Origin of the sequence: Streptomyces sp. AcH 505, from assembly GCF_000818175.1 — a bacterium.
GTDB lineage: Bacteria > Actinomycetota > Actinomycetes > Streptomycetales > Streptomycetaceae > Streptomyces.
Genome location: NZ_JTIY01000001.1, coordinates 198,648 through 225,084, shown reverse-complemented (window position 1 = coordinate 225,084; position 26,437 = coordinate 198,648). Strand labels below are relative to the sequence as shown.

The 26,437-nt window shown below is 69.0% G+C and carries 18 protein-coding genes and 1 pseudogene; 17 read left to right on the top strand and 2 right to left on the bottom strand.

The genetic code is table 11. The features are described from left to right. The 4 genes and pseudogenes from HY68_RS41760 to HY68_RS00885 form a co-directional block, all read left to right on the top strand. Positions 1 to 414, top strand: a pseudogene (locus tag HY68_RS41760) (ABC transporter ATP-binding protein); the annotation flags it as partial. A gap of 170 nt (positions 415 to 584) precedes the next feature. Then, entirely contained in the window at positions 585 to 1,472 is an 888-nt protein-coding gene (locus HY68_RS00895) for a FadR/GntR family transcriptional regulator (RefSeq protein ID WP_157874251.1), read from the top strand. A 346-nt stretch (positions 1,473 to 1,818) separates the two neighbouring features. Continuing rightward, complete coding sequence (locus tag HY68_RS00890) at positions 1,819 to 3,363, top strand: RNA polymerase sigma factor (RefSeq protein WP_041994930.1); 1,545 nt, start codon at positions 1,819 to 1,821, stop codon at positions 3,361 to 3,363. Positions 3,364 to 3,508: 145 nt separating this feature from the next. Then, a complete protein-coding gene (locus tag HY68_RS00885; RefSeq protein WP_041983419.1) occupies positions 3,509 to 4,357 on the top strand; it encodes a serine protease in 849 nt (282 codons plus the stop codon). 130 nt (positions 4,358 to 4,487) lie between these two features. Here HY68_RS00885 and HY68_RS00880 read toward each other — a convergent pair whose 3' ends face one another. Further along, entirely contained in the window at positions 4,488 to 4,718 is a 231-nt protein-coding gene (locus HY68_RS00880; RefSeq protein ID WP_041983417.1) for a hypothetical protein, read from the bottom strand. 448 nt (positions 4,719 to 5,166) lie between these two features. Here HY68_RS00880 and HY68_RS00875 point away from each other — a divergent pair, with 448 nt between their 5' ends. The 13 genes from HY68_RS00875 (at position 5,167) to HY68_RS00815 (ending at position 25,626) form a co-directional block, all read left to right on the top strand. Then, a complete protein-coding gene (locus HY68_RS00875; RefSeq protein ID WP_041983415.1) occupies positions 5,167 to 7,290 on the top strand; it encodes a DNA topoisomerase IV subunit B in 2,124 nt (707 codons plus the stop codon). Between the two features lie 139 nt (positions 7,291 to 7,429). Further along, the gene (locus tag HY68_RS00870) at positions 7,430 to 7,960 is read left to right on the top strand and encodes a DUF1453 family protein (protein WP_041983414.1); all 531 of its coding nucleotides are present in this window, start codon (positions 7,430 to 7,432) and stop codon (positions 7,958 to 7,960) included. Further along, a complete protein-coding gene (locus tag HY68_RS00865; RefSeq protein WP_041983412.1) occupies positions 7,957 to 9,129 on the top strand; it encodes a histidine kinase in 1,173 nt (390 codons plus the stop codon). Before HY68_RS00870 ends, HY68_RS00865 begins: the two co-directional genes overlap by 4 nt. Beyond that, positions 9,126 to 9,812: a response regulator transcription factor gene (locus HY68_RS00860; RefSeq protein WP_041983410.1), complete on the top strand. Its 687-nt coding sequence runs from the start codon at positions 9,126 to 9,128 to the stop codon at positions 9,810 to 9,812. Before HY68_RS00865 ends, HY68_RS00860 begins: the two co-directional genes overlap by 4 nt. Positions 9,813 to 9,908: 96 nt before the next feature. Then, positions 9,909 to 10,385, top strand: a complete 477-nt coding sequence (locus tag HY68_RS00855) for a DUF485 domain-containing protein (RefSeq protein WP_041983408.1) — start codon at positions 9,909 to 9,911, stop codon at positions 10,383 to 10,385. After that, positions 10,382 to 11,974: a cation acetate symporter gene (locus HY68_RS00850; RefSeq protein WP_041983407.1), complete on the top strand. Its 1,593-nt coding sequence runs from the start codon at positions 10,382 to 10,384 to the stop codon at positions 11,972 to 11,974. The genes HY68_RS00855 and HY68_RS00850 overlap by 4 nt, the downstream gene beginning before the upstream one ends. A 475-nt stretch (positions 11,975 to 12,449) precedes the next feature. Continuing rightward, a complete protein-coding gene (locus HY68_RS00845) occupies positions 12,450 to 16,685 on the top strand; it encodes a discoidin domain-containing protein (protein WP_041983406.1) in 4,236 nt (1,411 codons plus the stop codon). 122 nt (positions 16,686 to 16,807) lie between these two features. Beyond that, positions 16,808 to 17,848: a LacI family DNA-binding transcriptional regulator gene (locus HY68_RS00840; protein ID WP_041983404.1), complete on the top strand. Its 1,041-nt coding sequence runs from the start codon at positions 16,808 to 16,810 to the stop codon at positions 17,846 to 17,848. Between the two features lie 736 nt (positions 17,849 to 18,584). Further along, positions 18,585 to 19,934 (top strand): sugar ABC transporter substrate-binding protein, encoded by a 1,350-nt coding sequence (locus HY68_RS00835; RefSeq protein WP_041983401.1) that lies wholly within the window; start codon positions 18,585 to 18,587, stop codon positions 19,932 to 19,934. A 7-nt stretch (positions 19,935 to 19,941) separates the two neighbouring features. After that, complete coding sequence (locus HY68_RS00830) at positions 19,942 to 20,901, top strand: sugar ABC transporter permease (RefSeq protein WP_041983400.1); 960 nt, start codon at positions 19,942 to 19,944, stop codon at positions 20,899 to 20,901. Positions 20,902 to 20,916: 15 nt separating this feature from the next. Next, the gene (locus HY68_RS00825) at positions 20,917 to 21,867 is read left to right on the top strand and encodes a carbohydrate ABC transporter permease (RefSeq protein WP_078863369.1); all 951 of its coding nucleotides are present in this window, start codon (positions 20,917 to 20,919) and stop codon (positions 21,865 to 21,867) included. Between the two features lie 293 nt (positions 21,868 to 22,160). After that, positions 22,161 to 23,765 (top strand): glycoside hydrolase family 13 protein, encoded by a 1,605-nt coding sequence (locus tag HY68_RS00820; protein WP_041983398.1) that lies wholly within the window; start codon positions 22,161 to 22,163, stop codon positions 23,763 to 23,765. 136 nt (positions 23,766 to 23,901) lie between these two features. After that, on the top strand, positions 23,902 to 25,626 hold the full coding sequence (locus HY68_RS00815) for a glycosyl hydrolase family 28-related protein (RefSeq protein ID WP_078863368.1): 1,725 nt from the start codon (positions 23,902 to 23,904) through the stop codon (positions 25,624 to 25,626). Between the two features lie 48 nt (positions 25,627 to 25,674). On the opposite strand, the gene HY68_RS00810 is transcribed toward HY68_RS00815, so the two are convergent. Next, on the bottom strand, positions 25,675 to 26,437 hold a 763-nt coding region (locus HY68_RS00810; protein ID WP_041983396.1), incomplete at its 5' end, for a citrate/2-methylcitrate synthase.

Here is a 26,437-nt window from a genome sequence, read left to right as displayed (position 1 = left end):
GGCGGCGCGCTGCGCCTCGTCTACGGCGCCGCCGCCACGCCCGTACCCGACAACTGGCTCGCCCTGAGCGCGGGTTGGGCCGGGCTCGCGGTCGGCTGTGCCTGGGCGGGACTGCTCGGCGCCGGCGTCTTCCGGGTCACCGCCGCCGGCGTCACCGCCGTGATCGCCGTACCGGTACTGGTCGTTCCGCTGCTGAACAAGGCGCTCGCGGGGCCGTCAGCACGTTCGATCGTCGGACTCCCGAGCAGACTGCGTGAACTCGCCTGGCTGCAGTGGCCCCACCAGGCCGACCACTGGCTGATGGCCACCGCACGGCTGATCGCCCAGCCGGTGGCCGCCGCGCTCGCCCTCTCGCTCTGTGCCCTGCTCTGCGCGTACTTGTTCACCGGGCTTCGCCGCAGGGCCCGTTGGTGATCGCCTGGTGACAGAAAAATGCCCTACTGGCCACAACTCCCCTGAGAAAGCGCGGTTCTTTACGCCAAGGATGCGGAACGCGTCAATCGAGGCGCGGGCGCCGATCACCCTTTCGTGTGCTTTTCACCAAAGACCTCAAGGGCGGTGGAAACGGCGCCGACAAAGGATGCGTGAGTACCCTTGCGCACACCATGATGACCGCCGCCCGTTCCGTCGAGTCCGGCCTGCCCGGCCCGGGCGAACTCGACCGCTACCCCTTTGCCGAGGCGCCCGCCGCCGACCGTGCCGCCCCGCCCGTCTGGGACGGGCCTGAGAACGATCTGGGCCGGATGGGCCGCCGCTCCGCGGGCAGCCGCGGCCGCGGTCTGCACGGCCAACTCGTCCAGCAGCTCGGACAGATGATCGTTTCCGGTGACCTGGGTGCCGACCGGCCGCTGGTGCCCGAGGAGATCGGCCAGCGCTTCGAGGTCTCCCGCACGGTCGTGCGGGAATCCCTGCGCGTCCTCGAGGCCAAGGGCCTGGTGAGCGCCCGCCCCAATGTCGGTACCCGCGTCCGCCCGGTCAGCGACTGGAATCTGCTGGACCCCGACATCATCGAATGGCGCGCCTTCGGACCGCAGCGCGACGACCAGCGCCGTGAGCTGAGCGAGCTGCGCTGGACGATCGAGCCCCTCGCCGCGCGGCTCGCCGCCGGTCACGGCCGGGAGGACGTGCAGCAGCGGCTGGTCGACATGGTGGAGATCATGGGCCATGCCCTCGCCCAGGCGGACACGGTCACCTTCGCCCGCGCCGACGCCGAATATCACTCCCTGCTGATCCAGCTCGCCGGCAACCGCATGCTGGAGCACCTTTCCGGCATCGTCTGCGCCGCGCTCCAGGTCTCCGGCGGTCCGGTCAGCGGCTGCGACCGCCCCACCGACGCCTCGCTCGCGCACCACGCGCGGATCATCGACGCGCTGGGCTCGGGTGACGCCAACGCGGCCGAATCGGCGATGCGCCAGCTGCTGACCGTCCATCCTGAAGTGGAGCGAGTCGTTCCGGCTCCTCGCGAGCACTGAGCGCAGCCCCGGGCCAGGGCGTACGGGGATGTACGCGACGAGTGTCGCCGGGCGCTGCCGCGCGTCCGGCGACACGATCGTGGGGGCTTAAAACCCCTTCTGGCCGTTTTGTCGCCAATGAGGTGTGACTCGGGCCACGTGGATTGGGCGTAACACTCCTCGGGGCAGGGCGATGACCTAAGAGGTGACAGCCGAAGAGGGAATGCGACCGCCGTCCGCGGCGCCGAGTATTCACCTCCGAGGTCCAAGCCCGCGCCGTCGGTGACATCCCCAGCCGGCGGTCGTCGGCTCCGGCCCGATCCAGGGCGGGGCCGGAAGCCGTTTCCATCGTTCCGAGAGGTTGTTCGTGTCGGCCAGCACATCCCGTACGCTCCCGCCGGAGATCGCCGAGTCCGAGTCTGTGATGGCGCTCATCGAGCGGGGAAAGGCTGATGGGCAGATCGCCGGCGATGACGTGCGTCGGGCCTTCGAGGCTGACCAGATTCCGCCAACCCAGTGGAAGAATGTTCTGCGCAGCCTCAACCAGATCCTCGAGGAAGAGGGTGTGACGCTGATGGTCAGTGCCGCGGAGTCGCCGAAGCGCACCCGCAAGAGCGTCGCAGCGAAGAGCCCGGTCAAGCGCACCGCCACCAAGACAGTCGCGGCGAAGGCGACAGCGACGACGACAGTCGCCGCAGCCGCCGCTCCCGCCGCCGACATCGTGGAAGCCCCGGCCGACGAGGCCGCCGCTCCCGCGAAGAAGGCGGCGGCGAAGAAGACCGTGGCGAAGAAGGCGACTGCCAAGAAGACCGCCGTCAAGAAGACGACGGCCAAGAAGACCACCACCAAGAAGGACGCCGACGAGGCCGACGGCGACGAGCCGGCCGAGGAAGTCCAGGCGGGCAAGGGCGACGAGGAGGAGGGCGAAGGCGAGAACAAGGGCTTCGTACTCTCCGACGACGACGAGGACGACGCGCCTGCCCAGCAGGTCGCCGTCGCCGGCGCCACCGCCGACCCCGTCAAGGACTACCTGAAGCAGATCGGCAAGGTCCCGCTCCTCAACGCGGAGCAGGAGGTCGAGCTGGCCAAGCGCATCGAGGCCGGTCTCTTCGCCGAGGACAAGCTCGCCAACTCCGACAAGCTCGCCCCCAAGCTCAAGCGCGAGCTGGAGATCATCGCCGAGGACGGGCGCCGCGCCAAGAACCACCTGCTGGAGGCCAACCTCCGGCTCGTGGTCTCGCTGGCCAAGCGCTACACCGGCCGCGGCATGCTCTTCCTGGACCTGATCCAGGAGGGCAACCTGGGTCTGATCCGCGCCGTCGAGAAGTTCGACTACACCAAGGGCTACAAGTTCTCCACGTACGCCACCTGGTGGATCCGGCAGGCGATCACCCGCGCCATGGCCGACCAGGCCCGCACCATCCGTATCCCGGTGCACATGGTCGAGGTCATCAACAAGCTCGCGCGCGTGCAGCGCCAGATGCTTCAGGACCTGGGCCGCGAGCCCACTCCCGAGGAGCTGGCCAAGGAACTCGACATGACCCCCGAGAAGGTCATCGAGGTCCAGAAGTACGGCCGTGAGCCGATCTCCCTGCACACCCCGCTGGGCGAGGACGGCGACAGCGAGTTCGGCGACCTCATCGAGGACTCCGAAGCCGTCGTACCGGCCGACGCGGTCAGCTTCACCCTGCTCCAGGAGCAGCTGCACTCGGTGCTGGACACCCTGTCCGAGCGCGAGGCGGGTGTGGTGTCGATGCGCTTCGGTCTCACCGACGGCCAGCCCAAGACACTGGACGAGATCGGCAAGGTCTACGGCGTGACGCGTGAGCGCATCCGGCAGATCGAGTCGAAGACGATGTCGAAGCTGCGCCACCCGTCGCGTTCGCAGGTGCTGCGCGACTACCTCGACTAGAGGCGGCGGCGCCGTACGTCACGAGAGCCCGGATCCCTTCGAGGATCCGGGCTCTCGTGCGTGCCCCCGCATTTCGCGGGTGCGGGACTCTCCCGGTTTGATGACCCTGAGTGGATCACCACTCGACGGAGAGTCAGGAGTTCATATGCGTCGCACTATTGCCCGTCTGCTGACAGGAGGGCTGACCGTGCTGGCGGCGGGGGCCGTGCTGCCGCTCGCCCAGGGCGGGACCGCCGCCGCGGACGGCGTGGTCGTGGGCGGCACGCCCGCGAAGGTCGCCGACAGCCCCTGGGTCGTCGCCCTGTCCAGCCGTGACCGTTTCGGCGGTACCCGGGCCGGTCAGTTCTGCGGAGGCGTGGTGGTGGCGCCGACGAAGGTACTGACGGCCGCACACTGCATGAGCGCCGACGCGCTCGGGGCCGGCCCCGACAACGTGGGCGACCTGCGGATCATCGCGGGCCGCGACCGGCTGCGCGGCACCGGCGGCCAAGAGGTCGCCGTACGGAGCTACGTGGTCGACCCCACGTACGACGCGGACAGCAACCAGAACGACATGGCCGTCCTGACGCTGTCGAAGGCGCTGCCCGCGTCCTACGCGATCCGCCCCGCGGACCCGGGCGACAAGGCGTCGGCGCCGGGCACCGCCGCCGTGGTCTACGGCTGGGGCGACACCACCGGGCGGGGTGACTACGCGTACGCGCTCCGCTCCGCCCCTGTGACGGTCCTGGCGGACTCCGCATGCGAGCGGGCCTATCCGGGCGGCTCAGGGGGCCGCTACGTGGCTTCCTCGATGCTCTGCGCCGGCGACCCGGCCGGGGGACGCGACGCGTGCCAGGGCGACAGCGGCGGACCGCTGGTCGCGCAGGGGCGGCTGATCGGGCTCGTCTCCTGGGGCAGCGGCTGCGGCCGGGCGGACGCCCCGGGCGTCTACGCCCGGATCACCTCGGACCTGGCGCCGGTCGCCGGGGCCCTGCGGGCGCACGCCAGGCGCTGAACCCCGGGCCGCGGGGCCCGGCACCTGGCGCATCCGGACATGAGAACGGGCGGTCATCTCTGCCGGTGCAGGGATGGCCACCCGTCGGCCGGTCCGGGACCGGCCCTTGGCTCGTCGTGGATGCGAGGTGTCAGTGTTCCTCTTCACCGCCGCCGGCCTGTACGGCCGTCAGTCGGTCGGTCTCATCCTGTATTTCCGCGGCGATCTTCTTGAGTTCCGGCTCGAACTTGCGCCCGTGGTGGGCACAGAAGAGCAGTTCACCACCGCTGGACAGGAGGACGCGCAGATAAGCCTGGGCGCCGCATCGGTCGCAGCGGTCAGCCGCCGTCAGCGGGCTCGCGGGGGTCAGAACAGTAGTCACGTCGCCTCTTCTCTAGCTCGACGAGCTGTCGTACCAGGGTCAACATCCAACCAGGCCGAAAACGTTCCCGCTCACGGCTTTTCCTCGAAACTTCTTTTCCGAAGTGGCCGAACTGCTGACGGTTGGCGGCGAATGAGCCGTATTGCTTAGCTTTACGGGTTTTCGCGTGGTTGTCTCGGTCGTTTCGGGGAGTAGCCCTCACCGGCTGGCTTGCCGGTTGTTGATGAGGACGTGCCCGGAGCCTAAATGGTTCATGCCTGGAAGGGAACGTGATGTGTGCTTCACTCCCACGAGGGATCGAACACCTATACGAGGCTGGACTAGCATGGGTTTGAGCGAGGGTGGCGTGAGAACCGCTCTACCAGGCCTCTGTACCCTCTGACCGATGGAAGACGCCGGGCCTTTACCCCACGAGGCCACATCTCAAATTCAGCGAGGAGCGAACCGCGTGACCGCCGAGACGTCCGTGCCGTCCAGAGCGCTGCTGACAGCAGAGCGTGACGGCTCCAACTACACCGCGCGGCATTTGCTCGTCCTTGAGGGACTCGAAGCGGTCCGCAAGCGCCCCGGCATGTACATCGGGTCCACCGACAGCCGCGGCCTCATGCACTGCCTCTGGGAGATCATCGACAACTCGGTCGACGAGGCCCTGGGCGGCTACTGCGACCACATCGACGTGACCCTGCACGAGGACGGCTCGGTCGAGGTCAAGGACAACGGCCGGGGCATCCCGGTCGACATCGAGCCGAAGACCGGCCTCTCCGGCATCGAGGTCGTGATGACCAAGCTGCACGCCGGCGGAAAGTTCGGCGGCGGCTCGTACGCCGCCTCCGGCGGTCTGCACGGCGTGGGCGCCTCCGTCGTGAACGCGCTCTCCGCCCGGCTGGACGTGGAGGTGGACCGCAGCGTCACGCACTCCATCAGCTTCCGCAGGGGCGTCCCCGGCATGTTCACCGAGCCGGGTCCTGACGCGCCCTTCGACCCGTCCAGCGGGCTGCTCAAGGGCAAGCGGGTGCCGAAGGGCAGGACCGGCACCAGGATCCGCTACTGGGCCGACCGGCAGATCTTCCTCAAGGACGCCAAGCTCTCCCTGGAGCATTTGCACCAGCGCGCCCGCCAGACCGCCTTCCTCGTCCCCGGCCTGACCATCGTCGTCAGGGACGAGCGCGCGGCAGGCGAGAGCGAGGGCAACGGCACGGTCGAGGAGACGTTCCGCTTCGACGGCGGCATCAGCGAGTTCTGCGAGTACCTGGCGCCGGACAAGGCCGTCAGCGACGTGCTGCGGCTGACCGGACAGGGCATCTTCAAGGAGAACGTGCCGGTGCTCGACGAGCGCGGGCACATGACCCCGACCGAGGTCACCCGCGAGCTGGGCGTCGACGTCGCGCTGCGCTGGGGGACCGGGTACGACACGACGGTCCGCTCGTTCGTGAACATCATCGCCACCCCCAAGGGCGGCACCCATGTGAGCGGTTTCGAGCGCTCCCTGACCAGGACGGTCAACGAGGTGCTGCGCTCGGCCAAGCTGTTGCGCGTCGCCGAGGACGACATCGTCAAGGACGACGCCCTGGAAGGCCTGACCGCCGTGGTCACGGTGCGGCTCGCGGAGCCGCAGTTCGAGGGCCAGACCAAGGAGATCCTGGGTACGTCCGCCGCCAACAGGATCGTGGCGAACGTCGTGGCCAAGGAGCTGAAGGAGTTCCTGACCTCGACGAAGCGGGACGCCAAGGCGCAGGCGCGGGCCATCCTGGAGAAGGCCGTCGCCGCCGCCCGTACCCGTATCGCCGCACGCCAGCACAAGGAGGCGCAGCGCAGGAAGACGGCGCTGGAGTCCTCCTCGCTGCCGGCCAAGCTCGCCGACTGCCGCAGTGACGACGTCGACCGCAGCGAGCTGTTCATCGTGGAGGGCGACTCCGCGCTCGGTACGGCCAAGCTGGCGCGCAACAGCGAGTTCCAGGCGCTGCTGCCGATCCGCGGCAAGATCCTGAACGTCCAGAAGGCGTCCGTCTCCGACATGCTGAAGAACGCCGAGTGCGGCGCGATCATCCAGGTCATAGGAGCGGGGTCCGGCCGGACCTTCGACATCGACGCGGCGCGCTACGGCAAGATCGTGCTCCTCGTCGACGCCGACGTGGACGGCGCGCACATCCGGATCCTGCTGCTGACGCTCTTCCAGCGGTACATGCGTCCGATGGTGGAGTCCGGCCGGGTCTTCGCCGCCGTGCCGCCGCTGCACCGGATCGAGCTGGTCCAGCCCAAGAAGGGCCAGGACAAGTACGTGTACACGTACTCGGACGGCGAGCTGCGGCAGAAGCTGCTGGAGTACCAGCGCAAGGGGACCCGGATCAAGGACTCCATCCAGCGCTACAAGGGCCTCGGTGAGATGGACGCCGACCAGCTGGCGGAGACCACGATGGACCCGCGCCACCGCACGCTGCGGCGCATCAACATCGGGGACCTCGACTCCGCCGAGCGGATCTTCGACCTGCTCATGGGCAACGAGGTCGCGCCGCGCAAGGAGTTCATCACCAGCTCGGCCGCGACCCTGGACCGCTCGCGCATCGACGCGTAACCAGTTCGGCGTACTCCGCTCTCCACCCCCGGGTGGAGAGCGGAGATCCACCCCCGATCCACCTCTGGGGCCATCCCTGACCTGGGGTTTCTCCGTAGATTCGACGTAGTGGAAATGACTTCGTCCCCGGAGGCCCCGCATGTCATCGCTCGTTACGGCGCTCGTGATCGCCGCCGCTGTGGTTCTCGTCCTCGCCCGCCAGTTCAAGCCGCAGCGGATGCGGGACGGCGGGCACCGCTGGCTGGTCGTCCCCGTCGTACTCGTCGTCTTCGCGTTGCGCCAACCGGGTGGCGTGCTGGACGCCGACGACCGCGGGATGTCGGTCGCGCTGCTCGCCGTCGAACTGCTCGTCGGTCTGCTGATGGGCGCGGGCTGGGCCTGGACCAGCCGGATCTGGACCGAGGACGACGGCTCTGTCTGGTCCAGGGGCACCAAGGCCACCGCGGCCGTCTGGGTCCTCGGCATCGCCGTACGGCTCGGACTGACGGGCATCGGCGCCCTGGTCGGCGTCCACCAGGGCAGCGGAGCGCTGATGCTCGGGCTCGCCGCCTCGGTGCTCGTCCGCGGCGGACTGCTGACGCTGCGGGCCGCCGGCTCCGGATCCTCGGCGTACGACGGCCCGTCGTACGGTGGCCGCACAGGCGCCGCCGCGTGGAAGGACCGTGTGTGAGGCTCGAGGTCTGGACGAATTGGCCCTCCCGGGAAGCACTCTCCCGGGAGACGCCGACGTATCCACGGCACTGGATGACCCGGTTCGTCCGGGTCGCGGCCGTCGCCGCCGTGCTCTGGTCGTCCTTCACCGAGCGCCAGGTGTCGAGCTGGGGGGCGCTCGCCGCGGTGGGCGGGCTCCTCACCGTCGGATACAGCGCCTGGCTGTTCCAGCGCACCACCCTGCGCCACCGGCTCTGGCCCTCGGTCGGGCTGCTGATCATCCTGATGGGCGCCGCGATCGGCGCCTCGCAGAGCGGCTTCCGGGTGGCCGCGATCGTGCTGTGGTGCGGCTGCGCCGTCACCTCCATGGCCCGGCTGCCGCTGGCCGGGGCGCTGCCGGCGGCTGCGCTCGCGCTCGCCGGGTTCGCGGTGCTCAACGACGGTGCCTGGCTGTCCACCGCCATCAGCACGGCGGGACTGCTGCTGGGCGGGTACGTCATGCGGCTGGACGCCGAGGCGCGCGGCAACGCCCGCAGACTGCTGGTCCAGGAGCGGGCCGCCCACGCGGCCGAGGCCGAGTCGGCCGCCCTCGCCGAGCGGGCCAGGATCGCCCGTGACATCCACGACGTGCTCGCCCACAGCCTCTCCGCGCAGCTCGTACACCTGGAGGCGGCCCGGCTGCGGATCGAGCAGGAGCCGCCGGGCCCGTTCCGCGACCAGATCCTGGAGCGGGTCGTCGGCGCGCGCTCGATGGCGCGCGAAGGGCTCGCCGAGACCCGGCAGGCGCTCTCCGCGCTGCGTGGCGAGATGGCGCCCCTGGGCGACTACCTCCGTGAGCTGGCCGCCATGGACGGCGCTTCCGTCGAGGTCGCCGGCGTGCCGAGGCCGTTGACGGCCGAGGCGTCGCAGACCGTGCGCCGGGTCGTCCAGGAGGCCCTGACCAACGTACGCAAGCACGCGGCCGGCGCCGAGGTGCGGATCCGGCTCAGCTACGGCGAGGGCGAAGTGACCCTGGCCGTGCGGGACTCGGGTGCCAAGGGCGGCGGCCCGGCCGGGCTCGACGGCTCTGGCTCCGGGTACGGTCTGCTGGGGATGCGGGAGCGCGCCGAACTGATCGGCGGCACGCTCGAAGCCGGTCCCGAGGGCGACCGGAAGGGGTACACCGTGAGGCTGCGAGTACCGGCATGACCGAGCGAGCGACAGCCCGGGTGATCGTGGCCGACGACCAGGCCGTGGTCCGCGAGGGCATCGTGATGCTGCTCGGACTGCTGCCCGGCATCGAGGTCGTCGGCGCCGCGAGGGACGGTGAGGAAGCCCTCGCGCTCGTCGCCGAACTCGCCCCCGACGTCGTCCTGATGGACCTGCGCATGCCGCGCTGCGACGGTGTCGAGGCCACCCGCAGGATCCGCGCCGACCACCCGGGCACCCAGGTCGTGGTGCTGACGACCTACGCCGACGACGACTCGCTGTTCGCCGCGCTGCAGGCCGGCGCGCGCGGCTATCTCACCAAGGACGCGGACGGCGACGAGATCGTCAGGGCCGTGGACGACGTCATGGCGGGACAGGCCGGGCTCGCGCCCGCCGTCCAGCGCAGACTCCTGGACCGGGTCACCTCCCCGCCGCCGCCCACCGTGACGGCGCCGAGGGAACTGCCCGACGGACTGACCGTGCGCGAGGCCGAGGTGCTGGCGCTGGTCGCCGACGGGCTGTCCAACAAGGAGATCGCCGGGCGGCTGCACATCGGGGGCGCCACGGTGAAGACGCACATCAACAACCTCTTCGCGAAGACCGGGGTACGCGACCGCGCGCAGGCGGTCCGATATGCCTATCAACAGGGACTCATCGAACCACCAGGGAAAACCATCACCTGATGGGGTGAAGTAGGGCGGTAAAGAGTCCGGGATCTTCCTACTCTGTCCATCCTTGGGAGGCGGCCGAAACGGTCTGCTGACAAGGAGAGTTCACCGGTGGAGAAGCAGGAAGGGCGCGAGGCCGCAGTGCGGCTCGACGACCCGTGGTACGACGCGCTGGCAGACGGCTGGGGTGAGCTGGACAGGGCAGAACAGCCCGCGGCCCCCACCGTGCCCGCGCAGGGCGGGCCGCCCACGCGCGGCCACAGCGCCGCCGACATCTATCTCGAAGTGCAGCGCAGCGCCGCCTTCCAGGAAGTGCGCGGGCGCTACCGGCGGTTCGTCGTCCCCGCTTCGCTGGCCTTCTTCGTCTGGTACCTCGCGTACGTCGTGGCGGCCACCGTCGCGCCGGAGCTGATGGCGCGGCCGGTGGCGGGAGCGGTGAACGTGGCGATGGTGGCCGGACTCGGCCAGTTCCTCTCGACCTTCCTGCTGACCTGGGCGTACGCCAGGCACGCGCGGCTGCGCCGGGACCGTGCGGCGCTCGATCTGCGCTGGGAGACACAGGAGATGACGCGGGGGACCGAACGGTGAACGGTGAACACCAGTACCTGGCCCTGGTGCTGTTCAGCGCCTTCATCGCCGTCACGTTGGGCATCACCACCTGGGTGAGCCGCAACAGACACGGCTCGGCCGAGGAGTTCTACGCGGGCGGCCGGCTGTTCTCGCCGATGGAGAACGGGTTCGCCATCGCGGGTGACTACATGTCGGCGGCCTCCTTCCTCGGCATCTCCGGGCTGATCGCCCTCTTCGGCTACGACGGCATGCTGTACTCGGTCGGCTTCCTGGTCGCCTGGCTCGTGGTGCTCTTCCTCGTCGCCGAACTGGTCCGTAACGTCGGCCGCTTCACCCTGGCCGACGTCGTCGCCTCGCGGATGAGCGAGCGCCCGGTGCGGATCGCCGCCGGCGCGTCGTCGGTCACCGTCTCCGTGCTCTACCTGGTCGCGCAGATGGTCGGCGCCGGATCGCTGGTCGCCCTGCTGCTCGGCGGTACGGGCGCGGCGGCGCGCACCTGGACCGTGATCGGGGTGGGTGCGCTGATGGTCATCTACGTGACGCTGGGCGGCATGCGCGCCACCACCTGGATCCAGATCGTCAAGGCCGTGCTGCTGATGGCGGGTGCGATCGGGCTGACCGTGCTGGTCCTCGTCCGGTTCCACGGCAATGTGAACTCCCTGCTCAACACCGCTGTCGCGCACAGCGGTCACGGCAGGGAGTTCCTCTCGCCCGGCCTCAAGTACGGCGGCGACTGGACGGCGCGGACGGACTTCATCAGCCTGGGGCTCGCGCTCGTGCTCGGCACGGCGGGGCTGCCGCACATCCTGTCCCGCTTCTACACCGTGCCGACCGCGCGCGCCGCCCGCCGGTCCGTCGTCTGGTCCATCGGACTCATCGGCAGCTTCTACCTGATGACGATCGTGCTCGGCTTCGGCGCCGCAGCGATCGTCGGCTCGGCCCAGGTACGGGCGTCGAATCCGGCCGGGAACACGGCCGTTCCGCTGCTCGCGCTCGACCTGGGCGGCGGCGCGGGATCGACGGGCGGCACGGTGCTGTTCGCCGTCGTCGCCGCGGTCGCCTTCGCCACGATCCTCGCCGTCGTCGCGGGTATCACGCTCGCCTCGTCCGCCTCGGTCGCCCACGACCTGTACGCGTCGCTGCGCCGCCGTGGCGCGAAGGCGCGCAGCGAGGTCGCCGTGGCCCGGGTCGCCGCCGCCGGGATCGGCGCCGTCGCCATCGCGCTCAGCCTGCTGGCCCAGGATCTGAACGTGGCCTTCCTGGTCGGCCTCGCCTTCGCCGTGGCCGCCTCCGCCAACCTGCCGGTGCTGCTGTACTCGCTGTTCTGGCGGAACTTCACCACCCGGGGCGCGGTCTGGTCCGTGTACGGGGGGCTGATTCCGGCCCTGCTGCTCGTGGTGCTCTCGCCCGTCATGTCGGGCACGCCCGAGTCGCTGATCCCCGGTGTGGACTTCCATGTCTTCCCGCTCCAGAACCCGGGGCTGATCTCCATCCCGCTCGGCTTCCTGGTCGGCTGGATCGGTACGGTCACCTCGACCGAGCCGCCGGACCAGGCCAAGCACGCCGAGACCGAGGTCCGTTCGCTGACAGGTGCCGGGGCCGTGTAAGCCGCCTGCGTATCTGCCGAACCCCTGCCGGACACCCAGAAGCCGGCCGAGTCGCCGCCCTGCCCTGCGGCGACTCGGCCGGCTTCTGTGCGCCCGGACCGGGTCGCGAGGCGACGGCTTTCGGAAACTTTCATCGTCCCGCAAATAGTTTGCATCATTTGCGGGCCGCTTACGTTCCCTGACGATCGGCCAGAAACCGGCTGGTGTGGGGGTATGCGGACAAGCGCCTGACGTGCTCCGGACGATTTCGTTCTGTCCGAGCAGTAGACGGACTCGCATTTCTCTGCAACTCTCTGACCGCAATACGCAAAAGACTCCGTTCATTAGTGCAGAAACGCATGCCACCCCCGGCATGCCAGCAGCCAGAGCCGCGCCCTCGCCGCCCCCCGCGCCGAGGCCGAAGATCGGGGATCCATTGAGATCGCTACGCTGGAGATGGCGGGTAGTCTCCGCCGTCACCACCACCAGTCTTTTGATGATCGGCTGGCCGGCCGCCGCAGCCATGGCGGCCGACGGGCCCAACGCCGCAGCGGGTCGGGCCGCAGCGGCAAGCGCGGCGGCGAGCAAGGCCGCAGCGAAGAACGTGACTGACGGGAACCAGTCCACGTTCTGGGAAGGCACCGGCAAGGGCGCCTCCCAGTGGGTGCAGACCGACCTCGGGTCCAGCAAGCGCGTCGACCAGGTGGTGCTCAAGGTCCCCGCCGACTGGGCGACCCGCAAGCAGACCCTGTCGATCCAGGGCAGCGCCGACGGCAGCAGCTTCGAGACGCTGAAGTCGTCCGCGAAATACACCTTCAGCCCCGGCGCGGGCAACCAGGTGACCGTGTCCTTCCCCGCCACCAAGGCGCGTTACGTGCGGGCGGACATCACCGACAACACAGCTGGTGCCAAGGCCCAGTTGTCCGAGCTGGAAGTGCACACCGCGGCCGCCGCCGCGGCCTCGGACAACCTCGCCCTCGGCAAGACGCTCACCGCGAGCAGCTTCACCGACGTGTATCCGGCGGCGAAGGCCAACGACGGCAACAAGGCCAGCTACTGGGAGAGCCAGAACAACGCCTTCCCGCAGTGGATCCAGGCCGACCTGGGCTCGTCCGTCGCCGTCAACAGCGTCGTGCTGAAGCTGCCCGACGGCTGGGAGTCCCGCAGCGAGACCCTGAAGGTCCAGGGTTCGACCAACGGGTCCACCTTCAGCGACGTGGCCGCCTCGAAGGCGTACACGTTCGACCCGGCCTCCGGCAACACGGTCACCATCACCTTCAACTCGACCACCACGCGCTACGTGCGCGCCACCTTCACGGCCAACTCGGCCTGGCCGGCGGCCCAGCTCTCCGAGTTCGAGGTGTACGGACCGGCGACCGGCGACACCGTCGCGCCCTCGGCGCCGACCGGCCTCGCCTTCACCCAGCCCGTCACAGGTCAGATCAAACTGACCTGGAACGCCTCCACGGACAACACCGCCGTGACCGGTTACGACATCTACGCCAACAACGAGCTGCGCAGCAGCGTCGCGGGCAATGTCACGACCTTCACCGACACCCAGCCCACCAGCTCGACGATCCAGTACTACGTGCGGGCCAAGGACGCGGCCGGCAACGTGTCGGGCAACAGCAACACCGTCACCCGCACCGGTGACACCGGTGACACGCAGGCGCCCACCACGCCGTCGAACCTCAGCTTCACCGAGCCCGCCTCCGGCCAGATCAAGCTCAACTGGGGCGCGTCCTCGGACAACACGGGCGTGACCGGCTACGAGGTCTACGCCAACAACGCGCTGCGCGGCACGGTCGCCGGCAACGTCACGACGTACACGGACACCCAGTCGGCCGGCACCACCGTCTCGTACTACGTACGGGCCAAGGACGCCGCGGGCAACGTGTCGGGCAACAGCAACACCGTGACCAGGAACGGCAGTACGGGAACGGCCTCCAACCTCGCCGTCGGCAAGCCGGTCACCGCGTCCTCGTCGGTCTTCACCTTCGTCGCCGAGAACGCCGTCGACAACAAGCTCGACACCTACTGGGAGGGCGCGGGCGGCAGCTACCCCAACACCCTCACGGTGAAGCTCGGTTCGAACGCCGACACACAGAGCGTGGTCGTCAAGCTCAACCCCGACAACTCCTGGTCCACCCGCACCCAGAACATCCAGGTGCTCGGCCGTGAGCAGGACTCCACCACCTTCACCAGCCTGTCGGCCGCGCAGAACTACACCTTCAACCCGGCCACCGGAAACTCGGTGACGATCCCGGTCAGCGGCCGGGTCGCCGACGTGCAGTTGAAGATCAACTCCAACACCGGTTCCGGCGCGGGCCAGGTGGCCGAGTTCCAGGTGCTGGGCACCCCTGCCCCGAACCCGGACCTCCAGGTCACCGCGCTCTCCGCGTCGCCGGTCGCGCCGGTCGAGTCCGACCCGGTCACCCTGTCGGCGACCGTACGCAACGCCGGAGCCGTCGCGGCCCCTGCCAGCACGGTCGAACTGCGGCTCGGCGGCACCAAGGTCGGCACGGCCAACGTGGCGGCTCTCGCGGCCGGTGCCTCGGCCACCGTCACGGCCAACATCGGCGCACGTGACGCCGGTACGTACGAACTGAGCGCCGTCGCCGACCCGGCGAACGCGGTCATCGAGTCGAACGAGACCAACAACACCTTCACCAGCTCCACTTCGCTGGTGGTCAAGCCGGTCTCCAGCTCGGACCTGGTCTCGGCGAGCGTCGCCACGACCCCGTCGTCCCCGGCCGCCGGTGACACCGTCACCTTCTCGGCCGCCATCAAGAACCAGGGCACCGTGGCCTCCGCGTCAGGCAGCCACGCCATCACCCTGACCCTGCTCAACGAGTCGGGCGCCACCGTCAAGACCCTGACCGGCGCCTACAACGGGGCCATCGCCGCGGGCGCCACCTCGGGGACGGTCGGTCTTGGCACCTGGACGGCGGCCAACGGCTCGTACACCGTCAAGGTCGTCATAGCCGACGACGCCAACGAGCTGCCGGTCAAGCGCACCAACAACACCTCGACCCAGTCGTTCTTCGTGGGCCGCGGCGCGGACATGCCGTACGACATGTACGAGGCCGAGGACGGCGTCGCCGGCGGCGGCGCACAGGTCGTCGGCCCGAACAGGACTGTCGGAGACCTCGCGGGTGAGGCGTCCGGACGTAAGGCAGTCACCCTCAACAACACCGGCAACTACGTCGAGTTCACCACTAGGGCCAGCACCAACACGCTGGTGACGCGGTTCTCCATCCCGGACTCCGCGGGTGGCGGCGGCACCGACGCCAGCCTGAACATCTACGTCAACGGCACCTTCCTCAAGGCGATCGACCTGACGTCGAAGTACGCGTGGCTGTACGGCGCGGAGACGGGCCCCGGCAACTCCCCGGGCTCCGGCGGACCGCGGCACATCTACGACGAGGCGAACGTCATGCTCGGGACGACCGTCCCGGCGGGCAGCAAGATCAGGCTGCAGAAGGACACGGCCAACACGTCCAAGTACGCGATCGACTTCATCAACACGGAGCAGGTCGCGCAGATCGCCAACCCGGACCCGGCCACCTATGTGACCCCGACCGGATTCGCCCAGCAGGACGTGCAGAACGCGCTGGACAAGGTCCGGATGGACACCACAGGGAAGCTGGTGGGTGTCTACCTGCCGGCCGGTGACTACCAGACCTCCAGCAAGTTCCAGGTCTACGGCAAGCCGGTCCAGGTCGTCGGGGCGGGCCCCTGGTACACCAGGTTCCACGCGCCGGACACGCAGGAGAACACCGACGTCGGCTTCCGGGCCGAGGCGGCGGCGAAGGGCTCGTCCTTCAAGAACTTCGCGTACTTCGGCAACTACACCTCGCGTATCGACGGTCCTGGCAAGGTGTTCGATTTCTCGAACATCACCGACATCACGATCGACAACATCTGGAACGAGCACACGGTCTGCCTCTACTGGGGCGCCAACGCCGACCGCATCACGATCAGCAACTCCCGGATCCGTGACACGTTCGCCGACGGCATCAACATGACCAACGGCTCGACCGACAACCACGTCGTCAACAACGAGGCGCGGTCCACAGGTGACGACAGCTTCGCGCTGTTCTCGGCGATCGACGCCGGCGGCGCCGACATGTACAACAACGTCTACGAGAACCTGACGGCTCTCACGACCTGGCGTGCGGCCGGTATCGCCGTCTACGGCGGCTACAACAACACCTTCCGCAACATCAACGTCGCGGACACGCTCGTCTACTCGGGTGTCACGGTCAGCTCGCTGGACTTCGGTTACGCGATGAACGGCTTCGGCACCCAGCCCACCACCCTGGAGAACATGTCGCTGGTGAGAACCGGCGGCCACTTCTGGGGCACCCAGACCTTCCCGGCCATCTGGTTGTTCTCGGCCTCGAAGATCTTCCAGGGGATCCGGATCAACAACGTCGACATCGTCGATCCGACCTACAGCGGCATCATGTTCCAGACCAACTACGTGGGAGGACAGCCACAGTTCCCGATCAAGGACACGATCCTGACGGACATCTCGATCTCCGGCGCCAAGAAGAGCGGGGACGCCTTCGACGCGAAGTCCGGCTTCGGACTCTGGGCCAACGAGATGCCGGAGGCGGGACAGGGTCCGGCCGTCGGTGAGGTGACGTTCAACGGCCTCAAGCTGAGCGGCAACGCCCAGGACATCAAGAACACCACCTCCACGATGAAGATCAACATCAACCCGTAAGGGTCCGCGAGGGAGGGTGCCGGCCGGGTTCGCCCCGGCCGGCACCGTGCCCGTTGAACGCATGTTGGGGCCTTTACGCAGAAGAGCAAGTAACTTGCATTCTTTGCGATAGTCTTGCAGGTATGACGCGACGACTTGCTCAGGTGGCTAAAAAGGTTGGAGTCAGCGAGGCCACGGTCAGCCGGGTGCTCAACGGCAAACCAGGGGTCTCGCAGGCGACACGGCAGTCCGTGCTGACCGCGCTCGACGTGCTCGGCTACGAGCGGCCCACGCAGCTGCGCGGTGAGCGTGCCCGGCTCGTCGGGCTGGTCCTGCCGGAGCTCCAGAACCCCATCTTCCCCGCGTTCGCCGAGGTGATCGGCGGCGCGCTCGCCCAGCAGGGGCTCACGCCTGTGCTCTGTACGCAGACCAAGGGCGGCGTCTCCGAGGCCGACTACGTCGAGCTGCTGCTCCAGCAGCAGGTCTCCGGGGTCGTCTTCGCCGGCGGTCTGTTCGCCCAGGCCGACGCCCCGCACGACCACTACCGCCAGCTCGCCGAGCGGAAGATCCCGGTGGTGCTGATCAACGCCCCCATCGAGAACCTCGACTTCCCCTGCATCTCCTGCGACGACGCGGTCGCCGTCGAGCAGGCCTGGCGCCATCTCGCCTCGCTCGGCCACGAGCGCATCGGCCTGGTGCTCGGCCCGGCCGACCACGTGCCGTCCCGGCGCAAGCTGGCGGCCGCCATCGCGACGGCCAAGGCGACCAAGGCCAAGCTGCCCGACGAGTACATCGAGCGGTCCATGTTCTCCCTCGAAGGCGGCCAGGCGGCCGCCTCGCGGCTGCTGGACCGGGGCGTGACAGGCATCATCTGCGCCAGCGACCCGGTGGCCCTCGGGGCCGTACGGGCGGCCCGCAGGCGCGGTCTCGACGTGCCGCGCGACGTGTCGGTCGTGGGCTTCGACGACTCCGCGTTCATGAACTGCATGGAGCCCCCGCTGACCACGGTGCGCCAGCCGATCGAGGCGATGGGCCGGGCCGCCGTCGAGATGCTGACCGCGCAGATCCAGGGCGGCGCGGTGCCCCCCGGCGAGCTGCTGTTCGAGCCGGAACTGGTCGTACGGAGCTCGACGGCGCAGGCCCCGCGACAGGCGGCCCGGGCCGAGGCAGCGGCGCGCGGCTAACTGTCGAACTTTTTCGAAACACGCGTGAAATATTACGGAGACGGCTTCTGAGCGGAGCGTTCGGTTCAATGAGCGTCCGCTGACCGCCCCGGTGTCGCAGGATGCCGCAGAGCCGCCGGGAGGCGACCAGCGGGGCGAGGACGCCGAGTCCGAGCGGTAGCAGACGGGCAGGACGAGCCCGCTGCCCCGCACCCACGGGAACGGCGTTCTGAGGAGCTGGACCGCCGACGGTGACCGGAGCGCCCCGCGGCAGCGCCCACGCGATCTCGCTCGCGGCTGACATGACGCCCGACGGATCGTGCCGTCGTCCATGACGACCGGCCGGCATCGCGTCGCGCTCCGCCGACGCGCCCCCCTCCCCGCGGCTTCTCCGCCGCCGGCGACGTCTGACCGAGAGCGTCCCAGCAATTTTTCACGAACCGCGCGCAAAAGCCAGACGGTTTCGGTGACACGATCATCGTGCGTCACTCCGGAGGTGCGACCCCGGGGGTGAAGTTGTCGTACGGAAAGTACGCCGGACATCGCGCCCCGTGGCCGCCGCACGTGCCGTCTGGCCGGTAAGGCTCGGCGGCGGGGGTGTGGCTCGGCGGCAGGTCAGGTCATGCAGGTGACTGTCAAGTATTTGCGAAATCGGAGCGACATATTGCGGACATCCGTAGTTAGTGGTTGAGTGAGCGCCGCCACACAGCGAGCAGCTGTGGGTTTCCCACGCTCCTGCCCAAGAGGGGTCCCACCGATGAGAAGTCCCGGGTTCCGCCGTACGTGTACCGCCGCCATAGCCACCGCGCTGGCCCTCACTGGACTGGCCGCATGCGGCTCGGACAGCGAGAACTCCGCGGGTGGCAAGACCAAGATCAGCGTGAACTGCGAGCCGCCCAAGAGCGCGAAGATCGACCGTAAGAGCTTCGAAGACGACATCAAGACCTTCGAGAAGGCCAACCCGACGATCGACATCGTCGGCGCGGACGCCTTCCCCTGCCAGGACCCGAAGACCTTCGACGCGAAGCTCGCGGGCGGCCAGATGGAGAACGTGTTCTACACGTACTTCACCGACGCCAAGCACGTCGTCGACATCAACCAGGCAGCCGACATCACGTCGTACGTGAAGAACATGAAGGGCTACAGCGACATCCAGCAGTCGCTGCGTGACGTCTACACCGTCGACGGCAAGGTCTACGGCGTTCCGCGCACCAACTACTCGATGGGCCTCCTCTACAACAAGAAGCTCTTCACGCAGGCGGGACTCGACCCCAACAAGCCCCCGGCCACCTGGGAAGAGGTCCGCGCAGCCGCCAAGAAGATCGCCGCTCTCGGCAACGGCACCGTGGGATACGCCGACTACAGCGCGCAGAACCAGGGCGGCTGGCACTTCACCGCCGAGGTGTACTCGCAGGGCGGTGACGTGGTCAGTCCCGACGGCAAGAAGTCCAACGTCGACAGCCCCGAGGGCAAGGCCGTCCTGCAGAACCTCAAGGACATGCGCTGGGGCGACAACTCGATGGGCTCGAAGCAGCTGCTCATCCTCAACGACGTCCAGCAGATGATGGGCTCGGGCAAGCTCGGCATGTACATCTCGGCGCCGGACAACATCCCGATCCTGGTCAAGGAGAAGGGCGGCAACTACGACGACCTCGCCCTCGCCCCGATGCCCGGCGGCAAGGGCACCCTGGCCGGCGGTGACGGCTACATGTTCAACAAGAAGGACACGCCGGAGCAGATCAAGGCCGGTCTGAAGTGGCTGGAGTTCCAGACGAACACCCCCGGCTCGGGGCTGAACAACTGGAAGCGCGCCGCCGCCAACAAGGCCCCGGTCGGACTGCCCGAGCCGCGGCTGTGGACCGGTGCCACGGACGCCAAGGACCTGGCGCTGAAGAAGCAGTACGCCAACGTCCCGGTCGAGAACTACCAGGCCTTCCTCGACGGCAGCCAGGCGCTGACGCCGAAGCTGGAGCCGGCCAACGCCCAGCAGATCTACTCGGTCCTCGATGCCGCTGTCTCGGCCGTCCTCACCAAGAAGGACGCCAACATCGACAGTCTGCTGAAGGACGCGGGAACCAAGATCGACGGAATTCTGGCTCGGAGCTGACGCACCGATGAAAACAGCCCAGGCTCCTCAGCGGTCCGCCGTCGCGATCCCCCCTCAGCAGGGGAATCGCCCGGCGGGCCGTCGGGGCTCCACCAGCCCCCTGCGCCGCAAGCTCTCCCATCAGGTGCGCGCCTACGGCTTCCTGATCGGCGGCCTGCTCTGCTTCCTGCTGTTCTCCTGGTACCCGGCGATCCGCGCAGTGATCATCGCGTTCCAGAAGTACACCCCCGGATCGGCTCCGGAGTGGGTGGGAACCGACAACTTCACCGCGGTCTTCAAGGACCCGGAGTTCGGTACGGCCTGGCGCAACACCCTCACCTTCACCCTGATCGCCCTGCTCATCGGGTTCGCCGTACCGTTCCTGATGGCTCTGGTGCTCAACGAACTGCGCCACGCCAGGGCCTTCTTCCGGGTGGTCGTCTACCTGCCGGTGATGATTCCGCCGGTGGTCAGCGCCCTGCTCTGGAAGTGGTTCTACGATCCGGGAGCCGGCCTCGCCAACGAGGTGCTCAGCTCGCTCCACCTGCCGACGTCGAACTGGTCGAACGGCACCGACACCGCGCTGATCTCCCTGGTCATCGTCGCCACCTGGGCGAACATGGGCGGTACGGTCCTGATCTACCTCGCGGCGCTCCAGGGGATCCCGGGGGAGCTGTACGAGGCGGCCGAACTCGACGGCGCCAGCATCTTCCAGCGCGTACGGCACGTGACGATCCCGCAGACCCGCTTCATCATCCTGATGCTGATGCTCCTGCAGATCATCGCCACGATGCAGGTGTTCACCGAACCCTTCGTGATCACCGGAGGCGGGCCCGAGAGTTCGACGGTCACCATCCTCTACCTGATCTACAAGTACGCCTTCCTCTACAACAACTTCGGCGGGGCCTGCGCCCTGAGCGTGATGCTGCTCGTGCTGCTCAGCATCTTCTCCGCCCTCTACCTGCGGTTCACCCGCACCGACGACTGAGAGGAGCGCAGCGCCATGACCCAGATCGCGCCGCCTCCCCGGCAGGCACCACCCGCGCCCGTCGAGGCCACCGGCAAGAAGCCGGACGGTACGGCCATCCGCACCCTCGTCTCCCCGCTCACGCTCGCCAGCCCGCGCGGGAAGACGATCTACTGGATCATCTTCACGGCCGTCGTCCTGGTCTTCGCCGCGGCCTTCCTGTTCCCCGTGTACTGGATGGTCTCGGGGGCCATGAAGTCAGCGGGCGAACTGCAGCAGACACCGCCGACCCTGCTGCCCAAGTCCCTCAACTTCAAGGGATACACCGACGCGTGGGACCTGATGGACCTGCCCACGCACCTGTGGAACACGGTGGTGCAGGCGGCGGGCGCCTGGATCCTGCAGATCGTCTTCTGCACGGCGGCGGCCTACTCGCTGTCCAAGCTGAAGCCGGCCTTCGGCAAGGTCATCCTGGGCGGCATCCTGGCCACCCTGATGGTCCCGGCGCAGGCGCTGGTCGTCCCCAAGTACCTGACGATCGCCGATCTGCCGCTGATCCACACCAGCCTGCTCAACGACCCGCTGGGCATCTGGCTGCCGGCCGTCGCCAACGCCTTCAACCTCTACCTGCTCAAGCGGTTCTTCGACCAGATCCCGCGTGACGTCCTGGAGGCCGCCGAGATCGACGGCGCGGGACAGCTCCGTACGCTCTGGTCGATCCTGCTGCCGATGTCCAGACCCGTGCTCGGGGTGGTCTCGATCTTCGCCCTGGTCGCCGTCTGGCAGGACTTCCTGTGGCCGTTGATGGTCTTCTCCGACACCGACAAACAGCCCATCAGCGTCGCCCTGGTGCAGCTCTCCCAGAACATCTCCACGCCGGTGCTGATCGGCGCCATGGTCATCGCCAGCGTGCCGATGGTCCTGATGTTCCTCGTGTTCCAGCGGCACATCATCGCCGGCATCAGTGCCGGCAGTACCAAGGGCTGATCCCGGCCCGCACCCCCAGCCACCCCCCTCAGTCACCTTCCGTACCGAAGGCCCCGCACCGTGAGTCAGCTCTCCCCTGCCTCGGTTCGCCGTTGATGGAGGTTTTGGTGTACGAGCGCCACACCAGCACGGGCTGAGCCGGTCCGCCGGCCCGGCCGAACATCCTGCGCACCGCCGCCACCGATCTCTGTCCCCGCTGTGGGGCGGCGGTGCGCAGCCCACGAACCACCCTCGCCTCGTCACGGACGTCACCGCCGTGAGGGCCACCGCACAAGCCCCGAAAGGAACGTCCCATGGAAGGCAGCCCCCTGGCGCCCGCCGATACGAACTGGTGGCGTGATGCCGCCATCTACCAGGTCTACGTTCGCAGCTTCGCCGACGGTGACGGAGACGGAACCGGCGATCTCGCCGGCGTACGGGCCAGGCTGCCGTATCTCGTGGAACTGGGCGTGGACGCCCTCTGGTTCACCCCGTGGTACCTCTCCCCGCTCGCCGACGGCGGCTACGACGTCGCGGACTACCGCACGATCGACCCGGCGTTCGGCACCCTCGCCGAGGCGGAGAAGCTGATCGACGAGGCGCGTCAGCTCGGTATCCGCACGATCATCGACGTCGTGCCGAACCACGTCTCCGACCAGCACGCCTGGTTCAAGGCGGCGCTCGCCGCCGCGCCCGGCAGCCCCGAGCGCGCGCTGTTCCACTTCAGGACAGGACGCGGCGCCGACGGCGAACTCCCCCCGAACGACTGGGTAGGCGAGTTCGGCGGCACCCCCTGGACCCGTCTCCCCGACGGCGAGTGGTACCTGCACCTCTTCGCACCCGAGCAGCCCGACCTCAACTGGGACCACCCCGCGGTGCGCCAGGAACACGAGGACGTGCTGCGCTTCTGGTTCGACCGGGGGGTGGCGGGGGTACGCATCGACTCCGCGGCGCTGCTGACCAAGGACCCGCTGCTGCCGGACTTCGTGGCGGGCCAGGACCCGCACCCGTACATCGACCTGGACGAGCTGCACGACATCTACCGCGCGTGGCGGGCGATCGCCGACGAGTACGACGCCATCTTCGTCGGCGAGGTGTGGCTGCCGGACACCGAGCGCTTCGTACGCTATCTGCGCCAGGACGAGCTGCACACCGCGTTCAACTTCAACTTCCTGACCTGTCCGTGGGACGCGGACCTGCTCAGAACGGCCATCGACGAGACACTCGCCGAGCACGCGCCGGTCGGCGCCCCCGCGACCTGGGTGCTCGCCAACCACGACGTGACCCGTACGGTCACCCGGTACGGCCGGGCGGAGACCGGGTTCGACTTCGCGGCCAAGACCTTCGGCACCCCGACCGACCTGGCGCTCGGCACCCGCCGTGCCAGGGCGGCGGCGCTGCTCTCGCTGGCGCTCCCCGGCGCCGTCTACCTCTACCAGGGCGAGGAACTGGGCCTGCCCGAGGTGGAGATCCCCATCGACCGGATCCAGGACCCGATGCACCTGCGCTCCGGCGGTGTCGACCCGGGCCGCGACGGCTGCCGGGTGCCGCTGCCGTGGACGGCCGACGCGCCGTACGCGGGGTTCGGCTCGGACGCCGAGCCGTGGCTGCCGCAGCCGCCGTCCTGGCCTGACTACTCGGCCGATCTGCAGGCCGGCGACCCGGCGTCGATGCTCACGCTCTACCGGGAGTCCCTGCGGCTGCGCCGTAGCGAACCCGGTTTCGGCGACGGGCCGTTGAGCTGGCTGGACAGCGCGCCCGGCGTCATGGCGTTCACCCGGACCGAAGGGCTGGTCTGTGTCGTGAACTTCGCCGCCGAACCCGCCGAACTCCCGCCGCACCGCGCCGTCCTGATCACCAGCGGTCCGCTGGCCGACGGACGGCTGCCGCAGGACACCGCGGCCTGGCTGCGGGTCTGACCCGCCGCCGCACAGTTTCTCGCGGGCCGTGGCGCCCGTCCCGCCCCCCACGGGCGGGCGGGCACCACGGACCGGCGAGTGGGAGGACACAGCCTCCCGACATCCCTCCCCCCACCGGAAGGTGCAGGATCCCCACATGAATGCACATGTCAGGCACATGACACTTGCCGTCTCCACCGCTGTGGCGGTGGCGGCGACCGGGCTCGCTCTCGTCGCCCCCACGGCGACAGCCGCGGCGACGGCGGGCGCGAGTCTCCCCTTCAGCTCCGTCGAGGCGGAGAGCGCCACCACGGACGGCGCCAAGATCGGCCCGGACCACACTCAGGGCACCCTCGCCTCCGAGGCGTCGGGCCGGCAGGCGGTGCAGCTCAACGCCGGGCAGAGCGTGGAGTTCACGCTGCCGAAGGCCGCCAACGCGGTGAACCTCTCGTACAGCGTCCCCGACGGCCAGTCGGGCACGCTCGCGGTGTACGTGAACGGGCAGAAGACCGCCACGACGCTGCCCGTCACCTCCAAGTACTCCTACGTCGACACCCCGTGGATCGTCGGCGCCAAGACCCACCACCTGTTCGACAACACCCGCGCGCTGCTCGGCGCCGACCTGCCGGCCGGTGCCAAGGTGAAGTTCGAGGCGAGCGTCCCGACCACCGTCGACGTGGCGGACTTCGAGCAGGTCGCGGCGGCCGCCACCGCCCCGGCGGGCGCGGTGTCCGTGGTCGACAAGGGCGCCGACCCGAGTGGCGCCGGTGATTCCACGCAGGCGTTCCGGGACGCCATCAGCGCGGCCAAGGGCGGCACCGTCTGGATCCCGCCGGGCGACTACAAGCTGACCTCCGCGCTCAGCGGCGTGGAGAACGTCGAACTCCGGGGCGCGGGCGGCTGGTACTCCGTCGTGCACAGCTCCAGCTTCATCAACCAGGGCAACAGCGCGGGCAAGGTGGGGCTCCACGACTTCGCCGTCGTCGGCGAGGTCACCGAGCGCAACGACAGCAGCCCCGACAACTTCGTCAACGGCTCGCTCGGCCCCGACTCGTCCGTCTCCGGGATGTGGATCCAGCACCTCAAGGTCGGTCTGTGGCTGACGGGGAACAACGACAACCTCGTCGTGGAGAACAACCGCATCCTCGACACCACGGCCGACGGCCTCAACCTCAACGGAGGCGCCCACAACGTGCAGGTGCGTGACAACTTCCTGCGCAACCAGGGCGACGACTCGCTCGCCATGTGGTCGCTCAACTCGGCCGACGAGGGCAGCTCGTTCAGCAACAACACGATCTCGCAGCCGAACCTGGCCAACGGGATCGCGATCTACGGCGGCACGGACATCACCGTGCAGGGCAACCTCGTCCAGGACACCAACGCGCTGGGCAGCGGAATTGCGATCTCCAACCAGAAGTTCGCCGACCCGTTCTTCCCGCTGGCCGGCACCATCACGGTCACCGGCAACACCCTGGTGCGCACCGGCGCGATCAACCCCAACTGGGGCCATCCGATGGGCGCGTTGCGGGTCGACGCGTACGACAGCGCCATTGACGCCAACGTCAACATCAACGACACGACCTTCACCGACAGCCCGTACAGCGCCTTCGAGTTCGTCTCCGGCGGCGGTACGGGCAAGGCCGTCCAGAACGTGACGATCGACGGTGCGACGATCGACGGGGCGGGCACGGTCGCCGTCCAGGCGGAGACTCCAGGCTCGGCGAAGATCAGCAACGTCAAGGCGTCTGGCCTCGGCGCCGCCGGCGTCTACAACTGCCCGTTCCCCACGGGCAGCGGCACCTTCACGCTCAACGACGGCGGAGGCAACTCCGGGCTCGACACCGTCTGGGACGACTGCGGGAGCTGGCCGCAGGCGAAGTAGCCGCCGCAGGCTGCGAGTTCAGCGGGTACGACCAAGGCCCCGGTCCGCTCAGGGCAGTTGCCCGGGCGGGCGGGGGCCGCTGTACTGCCCGACCGGGCGCATCCGCAGCGGTCGCTCGCCGTACTCCTCCAGCGCGTGCGCGATCCAGCCCGCCGTGCGGGCCACGGCGAACACCGTCTCGCCCGCGTCGGCCGCCATGCCCGTGATCACGGACAGCGCGGCCAGTGCCAGATCGACGTTGGCGTGCAGCCGCACATGCCGGGCCGTGGTCGCCTCCACCTCGAGCGCCGCCGTCAGTACGGGCTCGGCGCCCGGGAGTTCGCGCAGGACGGCGAAGAGCGCCACGGCGCGCGGATCGGGGCCCGGGTAGAGCCGGTGGCCGAGCCCCGGCACCCGTCGGCCCGCCCGCAGATGGTCGGCGACGACGGCCGCCGCGCTGCCCCGCTCCAGCACTTCGGTGAGCATCCGGTGGGCGAGCCCGCTCGCGGCCCCGTGCAGCGGACCGTCCAGGGCGCCGAGGCCGGCCGAGACCACCGCGTACGGATGGGCGCGCGCCGATGCCGCGACCCGTACGGCCAGCGTCGAGGCGGCCAGATCGTGGTCGATCAGCAGCGAGAGCGCCATGTCCAGCGTGCGCAACCCCGCCTCGCCGGGGACCCGTTCGGTCAGCTTGGGCCACAACCTGCCCGCGACACCCGCGTCGCCGCGCGCGGGCCCGCCGACCGTGGGCAGCGCGTCGACCAGGGTGGGGATGAGGCTGCGCGCCGTGCCGAGCACGGCGGTGGGGGAGAGGTCGAAACGCAGCGGGTCG